This is a genomic window from Rhizobium sp. AP16, assembly GCF_000281735.1.
GTDB classification, from domain to species: domain Bacteria; phylum Pseudomonadota; class Alphaproteobacteria; order Rhizobiales; family Rhizobiaceae; genus Rhizobium; species Rhizobium rhizogenes.
On record NZ_AJVM01000089.1, the window covers coordinates 50,106 to 65,308 of the forward strand.

Genomic DNA, 15,203 nt, shown 5'->3' on the forward strand with positions numbered 1-15,203 from the left:
CATCCCGTTCAGCTCCCGTGAAGTCCATGGGCGGCGCGAACATCGATGCTTGAGGCTCATGCCACAGATTGCAAAACTCGGCACTTAAATTACCGAGAATGCCTATTACACCGCGTTACCGTTAAAAAGCACTAAAAAAGGCCAGTTCCCGGTTGCAAGGGAGCTGGCCTCTTCATTTAGGCTGTATTGCCTCAACCGTTAGTGCGGCTGCGGCTCCAGATCGCCCTCGGGCTCATCGCCCTTGTTGCCGAGCGAACCGTCCTTCTTGGCGCCGGTCTTCGGCACAGCCGAACCACGGCTCGGCGGCGTGTCGTCGCCAAGATCGCGGGCGGGCTTTTCTCCGCGAATAAGCGCCTTGATCTCTTCACCGCTCAGCGTTTCGTATTCGAGCAGGCCTTCGGCGATCGCCACGAACCCGTCATGCTGTTCGGTAAGGATATCCTTGGCTTGACGGTAAGCCTGGTCGATCAGGCGGCGGACTTCGTTGTCGATCTTCTGCGCGGTCGCTTCCGAAACGTTCTTCGACTGCGAGACGGAGTGACCGAGGAAGACTTCCTGCTGGTTTTCGCCATAGGCAACCAGGCCGAGCTCGTCGGAGAAGCCCCATTGCGTGACCATGGCGCGGGCAAGCTTGGTGGCCTGCTCGATATCCGAGGATGCGCCGGAGGTGATGTTCTCCTTGCCAAAGGTCAGCTCTTCCGCAACGCGGCCACCCATCATGATGCAGAGGCGCGATACCATCCACTTATAGCTCATCGAGTAACGGTCGCCCTCGGGAAGCTGCATGACCATGCCAAGCGCACGGCCGCGCGGGATGATGGTCGCCTTATGCAGCGGGTCGGCAAGGGCGACATAGAGCGCCGTGATCGCGTGACCGGCTTCGTGATAGGCGGTGAGCTTCTTTTCCGCTTCGGTCATCGCCGAAGAGCGGCGCTCCGCGCCCATCATGATCTTGTCCTTGGCGTCTTCGAATTCCTGCATGGTCACCAGGCGCTTATTGCGGCGGGCGGCCATCAGGGCAGCTTCGTTGACGAGGTTCATCAAATCGGCACCGGAGAAGCCGGGCGTGCCACGGGCAAGCGTCTTCAGATCGACGTTCGGAGCCAGCGGAACATTGCGGGCATGTACCTTGAGGATACGCTCGCGGCCGATGATATCGGGGTTCGGCACGACGACCTGACGGTCGAAGCGGCCCGGACGCAACAGCGCCGGGTCGAGAACGTCAGGACGGTTGGTGGCGGCAATGAGGATGATGCCCTCATTGGCTTCGAAACCGTCCATCTCGACAAGCAACTGGTTCAGCGTCTGCTCGCGTTCATCGTTGCCGCCGCCGAGACCGGCGCCACGATGGCGGCCGACAGCGTCGATTTCGTCGATGAAGATGATGCAGGGCGCGTTCTTCTTGGCCTGCTCGAACATGTCGCGGACGCGGCTTGCGCCGACACCGACGAACATTTCCACGAAGTCGGAACCCGAAATCGTGAAGAACGGCACGTTGGCTTCGCCGGCGATGGCACGCGCCAGAAGCGTCTTACCGGTGCCGGGAGGGCCGACCAGAAGGACACCGCGCGGAATACGGCCGCCAAGACGCTGGAACTTCTGCGGATCGCGCAGGAATTCGACGATTTCTTCCAAGTCCTGCTTGGCTTCGTCGACACCGGCGACATCGTCGAAGGTGACGCGGCCATGCGCTTCAGTCAGAAGCTTGGCCTTGGATTTACCAAAGCCCATCGCGCCGCGTGAGCCACCCTGCATCTGCCGCATGAAGAACAGCCAGACGCCGAGGATCAGAAGCATCGGCAGCAGCGTGCCGAGATAGCTCAGGAAGCTCGAAGAGCCATCCGATTCCGGACGGCCGACAATGTTGACGTTCTTGCTTTGCAGGCGATCAAGCAGGCTGTCATCCACGACCGGGGCATAGGTCTGGAAGGGTGTTCCATTCTCGACATAGCTGCCGACCACGCGATTGCCCGTGACGGTAACGTCGCGGACACGGCCGGAATCAACTTCCCGCAGGAATTGCGAATATGGAATTTCCCTGGAGCCTGTTTGTGCCGGCGCGTTCTGGAACATACTGAACAAGGCAATCAATAGCAGAGCTATGATTGCCCATAGAGCGAAATTACGAAAATTAGGGTTCATCGAACTCCCCAGCACTGAAACTTCCACCGTTAAACGGCGGCATTACTTGATCCCTAACATAGGGTTGCGCCAAGCCGTTGCCAAGGCAAACCACACCGACACATGCTTTATTCCGTCAATAAGTCTCAAAGCGGCGGCGACACATAGGGTTCGCGGCCGAGGCAAGCCGCCAACCGGTTGGCGAATGTGAGATTGAATCGTGTCAAAAAGCGGTCGAAGGGCGCCAGATAGGGCGCAATCGTGACCCACGCGGCAGCGCCCTCGTCACCCGCGACGACTTTCGGCAGCACGGCGCTCGCCCGCTGCACCGCGCCTTTCGGCAACTCTTCCGGAAATTCCATTGCTCCCGTTGTACCCGTAGCTTCGACGCAAATGGCGGCTACTCCGTGATTGCCGATCCGGAAGCGGCCATCCCAGATACCATCAGCTCCGGCGGCAAGCACCAGTGGCCGGATATCGCGGCTCTCGCGCATGAGGTAAAGCCCGTCCCGTCGCAGATCGAAGACGACACCGCCGGCCGTACGCCGACCCGGCCTGCCCTCGCCGATGAAATCCAGAATGCGGCGCATCCGTTCGCGACCAGGTCCATAGGATTCGCCACCGAAGACGGCGGCGAGATAACAGAGTGCATAGGCGATGACGCCTTCATCGGCCGAGAGCGCTTTGCGGCTGATGGCGCAGAGGACGCCTGCATGAACCACAACATGTTCCCCCAGCCACGCCGCAGCGTCGGCCGACAGCGCCGCGCGCGCAGCCGCTGCGTCCGGCAGAGGAAACAGCGCCGGTTCCTGCAACAGGCTTTTGCGTGTGCGGACGCGCTCGTAGCGGACATCCTCGTTGCTTGGGTCGTCCAGCCAGGACATGCCACTCCCATCGAGATAGGCGCGAATATCCGCGCGACGGCAGGCAAGAAACGGCCTGACGATCCAGATGCGCCGGTCGAACAGCATCGCCTCGGCAATGCCCGTTCCCGCCCCAGCCTCACCTTCGTTCAGGCGTGCCGTTCGCATGGCCAGCGTCTCGCGCTGATCGTCGATTGTATGGGCGGTGACGATGACATTGGCCGAGATTTCGGCGGAGATTTCGGCGAGCAGCCCATAGCGCGCTTCGCGGGCGGCGGCCATGATGCCGCTTTTCGGCTTCTCGCCCTCCCATCGCCGCGTGACATGCGCAATTCCAAGCGATGCGCAGAAAGCGGCGACTTCGCGCGCCTCCTCGGCGGCTTCGGCGCGCAGCCCATGATCAATGGTGGCGGCGGAGAGGGTGACGTCGGAATTCGGAAGGGATTTCAGATGCTCTGCAAGAGCGGCCAGGAGGCCGGTGGAATCGCTGCCGCCGGAAATGGCGACCAAAATATGCGCAGGTTTGAAAAGGGAATGAATGAAATCGGCCGCTGCGGCTTCGGGCATTTGCACTGTGGCAGCACCATTCGCAGCGTCAGCAAACATGGCAATCAGCAGGCAAGACGTTTTTCTTCGCTGGCCACCTTGTTGGTAACGGGCTTCGAAGCCTTCGGATAACGCTTGGTCACTTCGCGCAGCGTCGCGCAGGCCGTGTCCTTGTTGTCGAGGGCGGCGAGCGACATGCCGAGCTTCAGGAGCATCTCCGGCGCCTTCTCGGAGGTGCTGTATTTTTGATGCGCGTTCAGGAAGGTCTTGGCGGCATCATTGTACTTGCCCTGCGAATAGAGCGCTTCGCCAAGCCAGAAATTGGCGTCCGCCGAACGGCTGCTGCTCGGATAGCTGTCGATATACTGGCGGAACTCCTGTTCGGCGACGCTGTAGTCGCCGGACAGGACGTGGCCATAGGCGGCCTTGTACTCATCGTTCTCGCTGCCGAGCGAAGCCGTCTGCGTGCCGGAACCCGCGCTCGGCGGTGCGCCGGAGCTATTATTCGCACGCGACGCCGTCGCGCCGATCTGCTTGCCATTCTGATCCAGCTGGATCGAGCCGAGCTGGGTCGGCGGTTTGCCGGAGCCACCGCTCTGCTGAGCCGTGGCCGGCATGTCGCTGCCTGAATCGCCGATGACGCCGGCGATATCGTCCTGCTGGCCGCCAGCCGGTGCCTGAGCCGGAACATCGGCTTCGCTCTTCTTCATCGAGCCGCCGCCGATCGTCGTGGTGCCACCGCCGGGGGGATTAGCCGAACCGCCGCCGCTGCTGTTACCACCACCGCCGCCGCGCTTTTCAAGCTGCTGGAAGCGGAATTCATTGTCTTCCTGCGTCTTGCGAATCTGCTCCTGCATCTGCAGCAACTGATAGCTCATCTCCTCGACGCGGCCGTTCAACTGGCGCATCTGGTCCTCGAGTTGCTGCAAACGGACTTCCGCATTGCTGCTCTGAATGTTGATGACAGGCGCTTGTTCGGCCTGGCCCTGACGAGCGGCATTGCTCGGAGCGGCTTGTTCCGAGGCACCACGGCCGCCTAGATGCAGTCCGAAAAGCGAAAGGGCGGAAGCGTCACGCTCGCTGCCGACAATAGCAGCGAGGCAAAGTACGCTCGCCACGACAAGTTTTCTCATATGGATCTATCCTGTTCCATTGATTCTTCGCGCCTTGGGCACAACACAGGAGATTTTTACAATTACTCTCAAAAAGCAACGGAGTTCGGCCAAAGTGTGGTCAAAAAAACAAAGGCGGCCACGGGGGCCGCCTTTGCACGTTTTGAGCGGAATTTCGGCTATTAGGAACCGGCGCCGTTGAGCACGGTGACAGCGCGACGGTTCTGCGACCAGCAGGAAATATCGTCGCAGGTCGCAACCGGGCGTTCCTTACCGTAGGAAATCGTCTTCATGCGCTGAGCCGGAACACCACGCGAAGCGAGATAGTCCTTGGTAGCGGCAGCGCGACGTGCGCCGAGAGCCAGGTTGTATTCGCGAGTGCCGCGTTCGTCAGCATGGCCTTCGACGGTGATTGCGTAGTTCGGATAACGGGCAAGCCACTGAGCCTGACGGTCGAGCGTCTGGGAAGCGTCAGAACGGATCGACGTGCTGTCGGTGTCGAAGAAGATGCGATCGCCGACATTGACCGTGAAGTCCTGCGGCGAGCCCGGAGTAGCACTGCCGGCGCCATTGAGGCCAAGGCCGTTGGCATCGTTCGGCAGGCCCTTCTTGGAGGCGCAGCCAGCCAACGAAAGGCCGACGAAAAGCGCGATCATGATCGGGTTGCGTGCGAGGGTCTGCATGTGGCCAAGGGCCGGGGTAGCGATGCGGCTCATGGCCGGTCTCTCCTTAAACATCTCTATCAGGGTTGCCAGACTGTAACCGGATGCGGTTAATCCGATTTCAACAAATATGGTTAATGCTGTCTTAAAATTGTCCTTAACTGGTCCAGTCACAGGACTTTGCGGCGATAACGTGGCGCGCGCCTTCTCTACTCGAGAAGCGGCGACCAGGCCGGGTCGGAAGCGAAGCCCGGAGTCGGGATCTTCTGCTCGTTGTAACCGGTCAGATCGATCGAATAGAGCTGCGGGCCGCTGGAGCCGGCAGGCTCGCGGAAGAACATGATGACACGGCCGTTCGGCGCCCAGGTCGGACCTTCATTGTGGAAGCCCGTGGTCAACAGGCGCTCACCCGAACCGTCCGTCTTCATCACGCCGATCGAGAAGCTCCCGCCCGACTGCTTGGTGAAGGCGATGAGATCGCCGCGCGGCGACCAGACCGGTGTCGAATAGGAACCGTCACCGAACGAGATACGGCGCTGGTTGGAGCCATCGGCGTTCATGACATAGATCTGCTGCTTGCCGCCGCGATCGCTTTCGAAGGCGACCTGCGTGCCGTCGGGCGAATAGGACGGCGAGGTGTCGATGGCAGCCGTCGACGTCAGGCGCGTCGTGGTGCGCGAGCGCAGATCCATCGTATAGATGTTGGCATTGCCTTCCTGCTGCAGGCTCATGATCACCCGCTGGCCATCCGGCGAGAAGCGCGGCGAGAAGGTCATGCCGGGGAAGTTGCCGACGATTTCGCGCTGGCCCGTCTGCAGCTGCAGCAGATAGACGCGCGGCTGCTGGTTGGCGAAGGACATATAGGTCACTTCCTGCCGGCTCGGCGAGAAGCGCGGCGTCAGCACGAGGTCGCTGCCGTTGGTCAGCATGCGGACATTGGCGCCGTCCTGATCCATGATGGCGAGCTGCGTCTTGCGGGCAGTCTTCGGACCGCTTTCGGCGACGAAGACGACGCGGGTGTCGAAGTAGCCCTTTTCACCGGTGATCTTCTCATAGATCGCGTCAGCGATGATATGGGCGACACGGCGCCAGTTGTCCGGCTGGGCATAGAACTGCTGGCCGATCATCTGGCTGTTGCCAAAGGTGTCCCACAGACGGAATTCGGCGCGAAGACGACCCCCGTCCTGCGTCACGCGACCGGTCACCAATGCCTGAGCATTGATCGCCGTCCAGTCCGGGAAGCGCGGGGTCGAGTCCGGATTGCTGATCTTCTCGATGAAGGCCTGCTTGTTGATCGGCGCGAACAGGCCAGACCGCTGCAGGTCGGCGGCAATGACGCCTGAGATCTGTGCTCCGAGACCATCATTCGACAGCAGATCGGTGATGGCGATCGGCATGGGCTGGACATTGCCCTTGTTGATGTTGATCTCGACCACGGCGTAAGCGGGCGAAGCATAGGCTGCCACCAGGCCCGCCAGCACCAGCAGGAGACGGATGAAGGGTTTTTTGAACATGTGTGCCAAGCCTTTCAGCATTAATGCGCCAGGTTGCTGGTGTCGAAGTTGATGATGACTTCTTTCCAGGCATCGTATTTATCGAGCGGCAGGTTCTTGAAGGGGGCGGATCTGAGAACAGCACGAGAGGCCCTCTTCGCGACCGCGTTACGCGTCTGTTCCGGCCCACCGGTTGCCGTCACCTCGGGGCTGCCAATAATTTGGCCGGATCGATCGAGTTTCATGTGCACTGCGACACGTACTTTGTTAGCATGAGGCAAATCAGCTGGGATATTCCAATTCTTCGTGACCTGCTCATGGAACGCGAGCATTTCAGCTTGACTGAAACCCGTCTTGTCAGCGCCATCGACCGTTTGGCTTCCGGCGATGGCCGGAGCGGCCACAGCGACGGCGACAGCTAGCGCCAGCAGCGACGGACAGGTGAGGTGACGCCAGACCTTGTTCATCAAGCCCTTCCGCATCACATTCCCAGGTCCGCTGCACTGAAATTGACGACGACTTCCTGCCAGTCTTCATATTTGTCCGGCGGCAGGATCTTTAGGTAATCCGACTGCGCCCGCATCACAGCGCGCACAGCGGCGCTCTGCATAGCCGACTGTGTCGAAGCCGGGCCGCCACTCGTCGTAGCATCCGGTTCACCCACAATCTGCCCAGACTTATCGAGCCTGAAGTGCACCTTGATCCGCACATCGCCCGCACCTTCCAGGCCCGGCATCAGGTTCCAGTACTTGGCGATCAGGTCGCGCAAGCCGTCCTGCTGGCTCTGGCTGAGCTTACCTGCGCCAAGCGACTTCATCCCGCCGCGTGAAGCAACATTAGTTTCCGCACCGGCAGAAGCCTGCTTCGATGAACGCGCCGCACCGCCCTTCGACGATGTGTTGTTCAACATCGCCGAAATATCATCAGCGTTGAAATCACTGGCGGCCGACTTGGCGCTCTTGGCCGTCTCGCTCTTCTTGTCAGCATCCTTCTTGCCGTCGTCCGCCGAGGTGGTCTTGCTGGTGCTCTGCGTCGTCGTCTTGTCCGTCGGCTTGGCGTCGGCCACCTTCACATCCGGCTTCGGCGCAGGTTTGACCTCAGGCTTTTGCTCGGCGGTCTTCGGCGGCGTGGGCTGCGGCTTGACATCCGGTACGGGAACGTTGTTCGGCACAGGTATTTCAGCCTGCTGCGTTGGCTGCTCGGTCGGAGGCGGCGTCGGCGTCACATCAGCCTTCGGCGTCGGCGGCGTAGGATCGGTCTTCGGTGTCGGAGTGGGCGTCACGTCCGGCTTCTGCTGTGGAACAGCAGCCACTTCCTTCGGCGCAGCCTCGGTGTCCTTCTGCTCGATCGTCTTGACGTCGTTCGGTCGCGGATCGTTCTGCGGAACGGGCGCGTCCACCTTTTTCGGTGCTAGCGCCGCCGTGTCGCTCTCCGGCCGCTGGGTCGGCACGACCGGGTTTTTGATATCGACGTTGTTCTCACCAACGTTCTGAGCGTTGGCGACCTGATCCTGCTTCGTGGTCTGCTTGCGGGAGACGTGATCCGTCACCGGCGCCTTCTTCTCACCCTGCTGGAGCTGGTCTGCCGTCACGATGTCGACATCCATCGCCGTGCTTTCCGGCGTCTCCAGTGGTGCCGGCGCGGTCAGCGTCAGCATGGCGCCGACCAGCACCAGGATATGAAAAACCGCCGATGTGACGAGACTGCGCTTCATGTCGATCCGTCAGTGATCCGTTGTCTGCTGCGTGACCAGGCCGATATTCTTGTAGCCGGCCTCCTGAATGCGCGACATCACGTCGGCGATCACGCCGTAAGGCGCTTTTGCATCACCCTTCACGAAGATGCGCTCGCTGTAGCCGGTCGTGGCAATCGCCTGCAGTTTGGCCGCTATATCGGTCGCCTGGATCTCGGATTCCCCGATATAAACCTGACCATCGGCCTTGATCGAAATCGTGATGGGCTGGGTCTGGGCATTCAATGCACCGGCCTGCGTCTGCGGCAGATCGATCGGTACGCCAGACGTCATCATCGGCGCGGCCACCATGAAGATGATGAGCAGCACGAGCATGACGTCAACCAGCGGCGTCACGTTGATCTCGGAGATCGGGCCGCCCCGGCCTCCGCCGCGACGACCGCCCCGGCGGCCACCGCCGCCACCATTGCCTCCAACAGACATTCCCATATGAGTTACTCCGGTTCCGTCTGTGCTTTACTGAGCAGCCTGGCGAGGCTGCAGCTTCTCGTCGATCTGGCGCGACAGGATGGCGGAGAATTCATCCGCAAATCCTTCCATGCGCGCCGACAGCTTGCCGGCATCGGCCGAGAACTTGTTGTAGGCGATAACCGCCGGAATAGCGGCGACGAGGCCGATAGCGGTTGCGAGCAGAGCTTCGGCGATACCCGGAGCGACGACCGCGAGATTGGTCGACTTCGAACCGGCGATCGCCTGGAACGAGGTCATGATACCGACAACCGTACCGAACAAACCGATGAACGGACCGGCCGAGCCGATGGTCGCCAGCGATCCGAGGCGGGCGCCCAGATGCTCCGATTCACGCGCCAGCGTGACGTCCATGGCGCGGTCGATACGCATCTGCAAGCCGATCGGCGACCGTGCGCCGCGCTCGAACGACTTCTTCCATTCGCGCATGGCGGCGACGAAGATGGCGCTGAGGCCGGTATTGGTGCGCTCCGAAAGCGTGCGGTAGAGCTCTTCGAGCGACTGGCCGGACCAGAAGACCTGTTCGAAATGATCGAACTGCCGGCGTGCCCGGGCAAAGCTCAGATATTTGTCGATGACGATCGCCCAGGTCCATACGGACGCCGCGAGCAGACCGAGCATGACGAGCTTGACCACCAAGCCTGCCTGCATGAAGAGTGACCAGAGTGTGATGTCCGGTGTGGTGGCCGCGGCCAATGCTACTTGTTCCATTGATCCAAAATCCCCGAATCCAAACGCCCGGTGCTAGACCGGGCGGCTAAAAGTGATCTCACAAGAATTGTTTGGCAGCCGCCGCTGAACGCCCTGGTCAAGCCTTCCAAGCTATACTGCCTTCTTGCCGTCAAATTTGGTCAAAGGAAGGCGTGCACCGCACAAACTCTGACGCGATCAGTAAGACACTATTATGGTTAAAAGAATGTTAGCGTCGAAACATGAAAGATTTAACAGTGAAGGCTATTCTAGCTCCTGGAAAGAAATGACCGGGCTGTGCCGGCGGCGGACGCAAACAGATCTTGCGCGCGGCAATTCCTTCACACAAAACTCATGTTTAAGCAAGAAGGCTTTTGGGCGCCGCAGCATTGACCCGCATGACGCCTTCCAAATCCGCAAGCAACCGCTAATGCGACACTAAAGCGCAGCCTCCGACGCCACCAGCATCTGCGCCGCCAGTTTCTCCGGCAGCCGCCGCGGCCGCCCTTTGGCGTTGATCACCGCGATAATGACCTTGGCTGCGATCAGCAGCGTGTCATCGCGCCGGATTTCCTGGGAAAGCACCATCTTGGCGCCCCCGGCCTTCTCGGTCACGGTGCGGATCGTCAGAATATCGTCCATCCGCGCCGGTCCCTTGAAGTCGATCTCCATGCGGTGGACGACGAAAACCAGCCCTTCTTCGTCGGCATTCAGCAGCTCTCGCTGCTCCACGCCGAGGCAGCGCAGATAGTCCGTACGCCCCCTTTCGAGGAAATGTAGATAGCGCGCGTGATAGACGAGGCCGGAAAAATCCGTATCCTCATAATAGACTCGCTGCACCAGCCGGTGGCTACCGGCTTCCAGTTCCCCGGCAATCAGAAAGGGGCTGTTCATCGTTGCCGCTTCTCCAAAAAATTATCGGGCTCTCTTTGGCCGAAGTTCTGCCATCAAGCAAGCTTTGAACAATTGTCACAGATTCTGACTATCCGGGATGGTGCCGGATAGCGAACGATGCAGAAGGAACGATCTCATGAAAATAGCGGTAATGGGCGGCGACGGTTTCATTGGTTGGCCTACCTCGCTGCATCTCTCCGATGCCGGTCATGAGGTCCATATTCTCGATAATCTCTCCCGCCGCTGGATCGACACCGAGCTTGGTGTGCAATCGCTGACCCCGATGGATTCAATCCAGGAGCGCACCCGCATCTGGCACGCCGAGACCGGCCGCCGCATCCACTTCAACCTCATCGACCTTTCCAAGGACTATGAGCTTTTGAAGAAGTGGCTTGCCGAGCATCGCCCGGATGCCATCGTGCACTTCGCCGAGCAGCGCGCCGCGCCCTATTCGATGAAGAGCGACCGCCACAAGAACTACACGGTCAACAACAATGTCAGCTCCACGCACAACCTCTTGAACGCGCTGGTCGAGCTCAACCTCGACGCCCATCTCGTCCATCTCGGCACCATGGGCGTCTACGGCTATTCGACGGTCGGCGCCGCCATTCCGGAGGGCTATCTGCCGGTCGGCATCGAGACGGCCGATGGGCGCAGCGTCAGCCAGGAAATCCTCTATCCGGCCAATCCGGGCTCGATCTATCACATGACCAAGTGCCTGGATCAGCTTCTCTTCCAGTTCTATGCCAAGAATGACGGGCTTAGGATCACCGACCTGCATCAGGGCATCGTCTGGGGCACGCATACGGAACAGACCCGCCGTCACGAACAATTGATCAACCGTTTCGACTATGATGGCGACTATGGCACGGTGCTCAATCGCTTCCTCATCCAGGCGGCGATCGGCTATCCCCTGACGGTACACGGCACCGGCGGCCAGACCCGCGCCTTCATCCATATTCAGGATTCGGTACGGTGCATCGAGCTGGCATTGAAGAACCCGCCGGCACGCAATGCCCGCGTCGAGATCTTCAACCAGATGACGGAGACGCATCGCGTCCGCGATCTCGCCGAAATGATCGCCAAGATGAGCGGTGCGGAGATCGTCCGCCTGCCCAATCCACGCAAGGAAGCCCCGGAGAACGACCTGATCGTCAAGAACGACAAGTTCCTCGGTCTCGGCCTGGCGCCGACTACGCTACAGGCGGGGCTCCTGAGCGAGATCGTCGATGTCGCCAGGAAATACGCCTACCGCGTCGACCGCTCGCGCGTCCCGGCCGTTTCCGCCTGGACCAAGGATATTGCGACGACGGTCAATCACGATCCCGAAGGCAAGCGATTGAAGTCCGTCTCATGATGTTCGGGAGCGAACAGCTGCTGGGGGTGCGGCCGCGCAGCAGATCACGGGCGCGGCAAGCCTTCGTCACGCTCGTCACCAACGCCGACTATGCCATGGGCGCATTGGCACTGGCGCACTCGATTGCGCGCACAGGCACCAGGGCGGATATCGTCGTACTGCACACCGCCGGCGTTGATGAAAGCGACCTGGTGCCGTTGGAAGAACTCGGCTGCCGGCTGGTGGATGTGGACCACCTGCCGCTTTCCGACGAATTCAACGAGCGCCACGCACGCGGTAATCTCCACGCCAATGCGCCCTTCACCAAGGGCCGCAAGCCGTCCTTCCATTCGCCGCTCGACAATTTCTGCAAGCTGCGGCTCTGGCAGCTCATCGACTACGACACCTGCGTCTTCATCGATGCGGATGCGCTGGTATTGAAGAATGTCGACAAGCTCTTCGACTATCCTGAATTCTCCGCCGCACCCAATGTCTATGAAAGTCTTGCCGATTTTCATCGGATGAACTCCGGCGTCTTTGTTGCCAAGCCTTCGCTCGCGACCTTTAAGGACATGCTGACGCTGCTGGACAGTCCCGGTGTTTTCTGGCGGCGTACCGACCAGACCTTTCTCGAGACGTTCTTCCCGGACTGGCATGGTCTGCCGGTCTTCATGAACATGCTGCAATATGTGTGGTTCACCATGCCCGCGCTTTGGGACTGGAGCAGCATTTCGATCCTGCACTACCAATATGAGAAGCCTTGGGAGGAAAAACATCCGAAGGCCGACAAACTGAAACCGCTGATCGATCTGTGGCATGATTTCCATGCCGGGCGCGACGTGCCCGACGTCTCCGCCTTCGCCAATCCGGAAGAGGCCGTATGAAAGTCCTGGTATCAGGCGGAACAGGTCTCGTCGGCCGCTACATCGTCGAGGAACTGCTTTCCGCCGGATACCAGGTCGCCGTCGGCAGCCGCAGCCCACCGCAACCCGGTCTCTTTGCACAGCCCGTCACCTTCGTGCCGCTGAGCCTCGATCCCTCCGAAAATCAAAGCGATGCTTTCGACGACGCCTATTTCTTCGTTCATGCGGCTTTCAGCCATGTCCCTGGCAAATATCGCGGCGGCGAGGGTGAGGATGCCGAAGGTTTTCGCCGGCTCAATCTGGATGGCACCGTCAAACTGTTTGAGACGGCAAAGCAGGCCGGCATCCGCCGCTGCATCTTTCTGTCGTCACGCGCCGTCTATGGCGGCCGGCCGACCGGCGAGGTGCTGACGGAGACAAGCAAACCGGCGCCGAAGACGCTGTACGGCGAAGTGAAGCGCGACGCCGAGCATGCACTCTTCTCCCTCTCCGTTGCCGGCTTTGCGACAGCAAGCCTCAGAGCCACCGGCGTCTATGGCGACCTTCGTCCGAACAAATGGGACGAAATTTTCGCCGATTATCTCGCCGGAAAGCCCGTTGCCTCGCGCGCCGGAACCGAAGTCCATGGCCGAGACCTCGGCCGCGCCGTGCGCCTGCTTCTGGAAACCGAGACGAGCCGCATCGACGGCCGGGCGTTCAATCTCTCCGATGTCCTGACCGACACGCATGAGATTCTCGGGTATCTGCAAAGAGCAACCGGCTGTCCGCACGCCCTGCCCTCTCCGGCCCCGCACAGCGGCGTCGGCGAGATGGACACATCGAAAATCCGCGCACTCGGCTGGCGCGGCGGCGGGATCGAAGCACTGAAAGAAACTATCGAGAGCTTGGCGAAAACCGCGACGCAACAGCATCCGTCTTTCAACGCCTTGGGCTTATGAAAGCAGCACGCTGAAGGCCAGCGTACAGCTCTGTAAATTATCTATAAAAATAAAACAACAATAGAACGCGACGGCGATCGGCAAAAGCTCTTGCCATCCGATCGTGACTATCGCTCAATTCCGGTGATATTATTGCATATTTGGAGCAAAATAACCGTTTTTTTGCCTCTCGCAGATGCCCAGCGAAACAGCAGAGCACCTCCGAACTCCAGCGTCCAGCACGCCGGTTTCCCCGTCGATATAGATTTTGCGTGATCCGCTATTGCCATCGTGGCAATTTTGTAGATTATTTTAGCGATAGAATCGCAATATTATCTATAATTTGACATTGAGGAGCGACAGCATGACTCATCCCACCGCCAGCCCCGTCGAGAGCCGGCTTACATCTCCCGTGCGAACCGCGCTGACAATCATTGCCGGCGCGGCGCTGATGACGATTGCCGCCAAGACGCAGATTCCGTTCTGGCCTGTGCCGATGACCCTGCATACGCTCGCCGTCATGGCATTCGCGATCGCCTTTGGGCCGCGCATCGCCGTCTCGATTTTCCTGACCTATCTCGCAGCCGGCGCCGCGGGGCTGCCCGTCTTCTCCGGCTCGCCGGAGCGCGGCATCGGGCTTGCCTATATGGTCGGACCAACAGGCGGCTATCTCGCCGGTTATCTTGCCGCCTCCTGGCTGGTCGGTACATTGGCGCTTGGCAAAGGCACCTTCGGACGGGTGAGCGCGATGCTCATCGGTCTCGTGACTGTCTATGCACTCGGCGCGGCATGGCTCGCGGCCTATGTGCCACTCGATCGCCTGCTGAGCGTCGGCGTCGTACCGTTCCTACTCGGCGACCTCATGAAAATCGGCCTCGTTGCAGTAGGTGCAGCGATATTGTCGACCACGCTCGCTCAGCTTCAGGGGAAACGCCCATGATGGCGGCGGATGGTACGATCCGGCATGACTGGGCCATCGACGAAATCGTCGCCCTGCACAATCTGCCTTTGCTGGAGCTTGTCGGGCGGGCCAATGCCGTGCACCGCATGCATCACGACCCAAACAAGGTTCAGAAGGCCAGCCTGCTGTCCATCAAGACTGGCGGCTGCCCGGAAAATTGCGCCTATTGCCCGCAATCGGCGCATCATCGCGAGGTGGATCTGACCCGGGACAGGCTGATGGATCCTGAAAGCGTGGTGGCGATGGCGGCGACCGCCAGAGCGGCCGGAGCGGAGCGCTTCTGCATGGGTGCTGCCTGGCGCCAGGTCCGCGACGGCCGCGAGTTCGATGCCGTCATCGAGATGGTCAAGGGCGTCCGCGCACTCGGCATGGAGGCTTGCGTCACGCTCGGGATGCTGAAGCCGCATCAGGCCGAACCCTCACACACGATGCGAAGCAGGGCCGCCAAGGCCAGATGCAGATCGGAAGAGCGTCGTGTAGGGAAAGAGTGTAGATCTCGGTGGTCGCCGTATCATTAAAAAAAA

At 60.3% G+C, this 15,203-nt stretch carries 14 protein-coding genes and 1 pseudogene; 5 read left to right on the forward strand and 10 right to left on the reverse strand.

From position 1 onward, the window contains the following. Positions 1-198: 198 nt before the first annotated feature. The 10 genes from ftsH to ybgC form a co-directional block, all read right to left on the reverse strand. Positions 199-2,142 carry an ATP-dependent zinc metalloprotease FtsH gene (ftsH, locus tag PMI03_RS29950; protein ID WP_007703330.1) on the reverse strand — a complete coding sequence of 648 codons (1,944 nt, stop codon included), beginning with the start codon at positions 2,140-2,142 and terminating at the stop codon, positions 199-201. Between the two features lie 125 nt (positions 2,143-2,267). Next, positions 2,268-3,590 carry a tRNA lysidine(34) synthetase TilS gene (gene tilS, locus PMI03_RS29955; protein WP_007703331.1) on the reverse strand — a complete coding sequence of 441 codons (1,323 nt, stop codon included), beginning with the start codon at positions 3,588-3,590 and terminating at the stop codon, positions 2,268-2,270. Positions 3,591-3,595: 5 nt separating this feature from the next. Continuing rightward, positions 3,596-4,663 carry a tol-pal system protein YbgF gene (ybgF, locus tag PMI03_RS29960; RefSeq protein WP_007703333.1) on the reverse strand — a complete coding sequence of 356 codons (1,068 nt, stop codon included), beginning with the start codon at positions 4,661-4,663 and terminating at the stop codon, positions 3,596-3,598. A gap of 161 nt (positions 4,664-4,824) precedes the next feature. Continuing rightward, complete coding sequence (gene pal, locus PMI03_RS29965) at positions 4,825-5,358, reverse strand: peptidoglycan-associated lipoprotein Pal (RefSeq protein ID WP_007703336.1); 534 nt, start codon at positions 5,356-5,358, stop codon at positions 4,825-4,827. Positions 5,359-5,513: 155 nt separating this feature from the next. Continuing rightward, a complete protein-coding gene (gene tolB / locus PMI03_RS29970; RefSeq protein WP_039974925.1) occupies positions 5,514-6,818 on the reverse strand; it encodes a Tol-Pal system beta propeller repeat protein TolB in 1,305 nt (434 codons plus the stop codon). A gap of 20 nt (positions 6,819-6,838) precedes the next feature. After that, positions 6,839-7,264 (reverse strand): TonB C-terminal domain-containing protein, encoded by a 426-nt coding sequence (locus PMI03_RS29975; RefSeq protein ID WP_150192530.1) that lies wholly within the window; start codon positions 7,262-7,264, stop codon positions 6,839-6,841. A gap of 14 nt (positions 7,265-7,278) precedes the next feature. Further along, positions 7,279-8,511, reverse strand: a complete 1,233-nt coding sequence (locus tag PMI03_RS29980) for a hypothetical protein (RefSeq protein WP_007703342.1) — start codon at positions 8,509-8,511, stop codon at positions 7,279-7,281. A 9-nt stretch (positions 8,512-8,520) separates the two neighbouring features. Next, on the reverse strand, positions 8,521-8,979 hold the full coding sequence (gene tolR / locus PMI03_RS29985; RefSeq protein WP_007703344.1) for a protein TolR: 459 nt from the start codon (positions 8,977-8,979) through the stop codon (positions 8,521-8,523). A gap of 27 nt (positions 8,980-9,006) precedes the next feature. Further along, positions 9,007-9,729 carry a protein TolQ gene (gene tolQ / locus PMI03_RS29990; protein WP_007703346.1) on the reverse strand — a complete coding sequence of 241 codons (723 nt, stop codon included), beginning with the start codon at positions 9,727-9,729 and terminating at the stop codon, positions 9,007-9,009. Between the two features lie 417 nt (positions 9,730-10,146). Next, on the reverse strand, positions 10,147-10,602 hold the full coding sequence (ybgC, locus tag PMI03_RS29995) for a tol-pal system-associated acyl-CoA thioesterase (protein ID WP_007703348.1): 456 nt from the start codon (positions 10,600-10,602) through the stop codon (positions 10,147-10,149). 136 nt (positions 10,603-10,738) lie between these two features. On the opposite strand from ybgC, the gene PMI03_RS30000 reads away from it, so the two are divergent. The 5 genes and pseudogenes from PMI03_RS30000 to PMI03_RS30020 all read left to right on the forward strand — a co-directional run. After that, the gene (locus tag PMI03_RS30000) at positions 10,739-11,959 is read left to right on the forward strand and encodes an NAD-dependent epimerase/dehydratase family protein (protein ID WP_007703352.1); all 1,221 of its coding nucleotides are present in this window, start codon (positions 10,739-10,741) and stop codon (positions 11,957-11,959) included. Then, positions 11,959-12,822 (forward strand): glycosyltransferase, encoded by an 864-nt coding sequence (locus PMI03_RS30005; protein WP_052034315.1) that lies wholly within the window; start codon positions 11,959-11,961, stop codon positions 12,820-12,822. Before PMI03_RS30000 ends, PMI03_RS30005 begins: the two co-directional genes overlap by 1 nt. Continuing rightward, positions 12,819-13,739, forward strand: coding sequence for an NAD(P)-dependent oxidoreductase (locus tag PMI03_RS30010; protein WP_007703357.1), 921 nt, complete (start codon positions 12,819-12,821; stop codon positions 13,737-13,739). The genes PMI03_RS30005 and PMI03_RS30010 overlap by 4 nt, the downstream gene beginning before the upstream one ends. Positions 13,740-14,082: 343 nt before the next feature. Continuing rightward, entirely contained in the window at positions 14,083-14,658 is a 576-nt protein-coding gene (locus tag PMI03_RS30015; protein ID WP_007703359.1) for a biotin transporter BioY, read from the forward strand. Then, positions 14,655-15,095, forward strand: a pseudogene (locus tag PMI03_RS30020) (radical SAM protein); the annotation flags it as partial. The gene PMI03_RS30015 and the pseudogene PMI03_RS30020, both read left to right, overlap by 4 nt. Positions 15,096-15,203 lie beyond the last annotated feature (108 nt).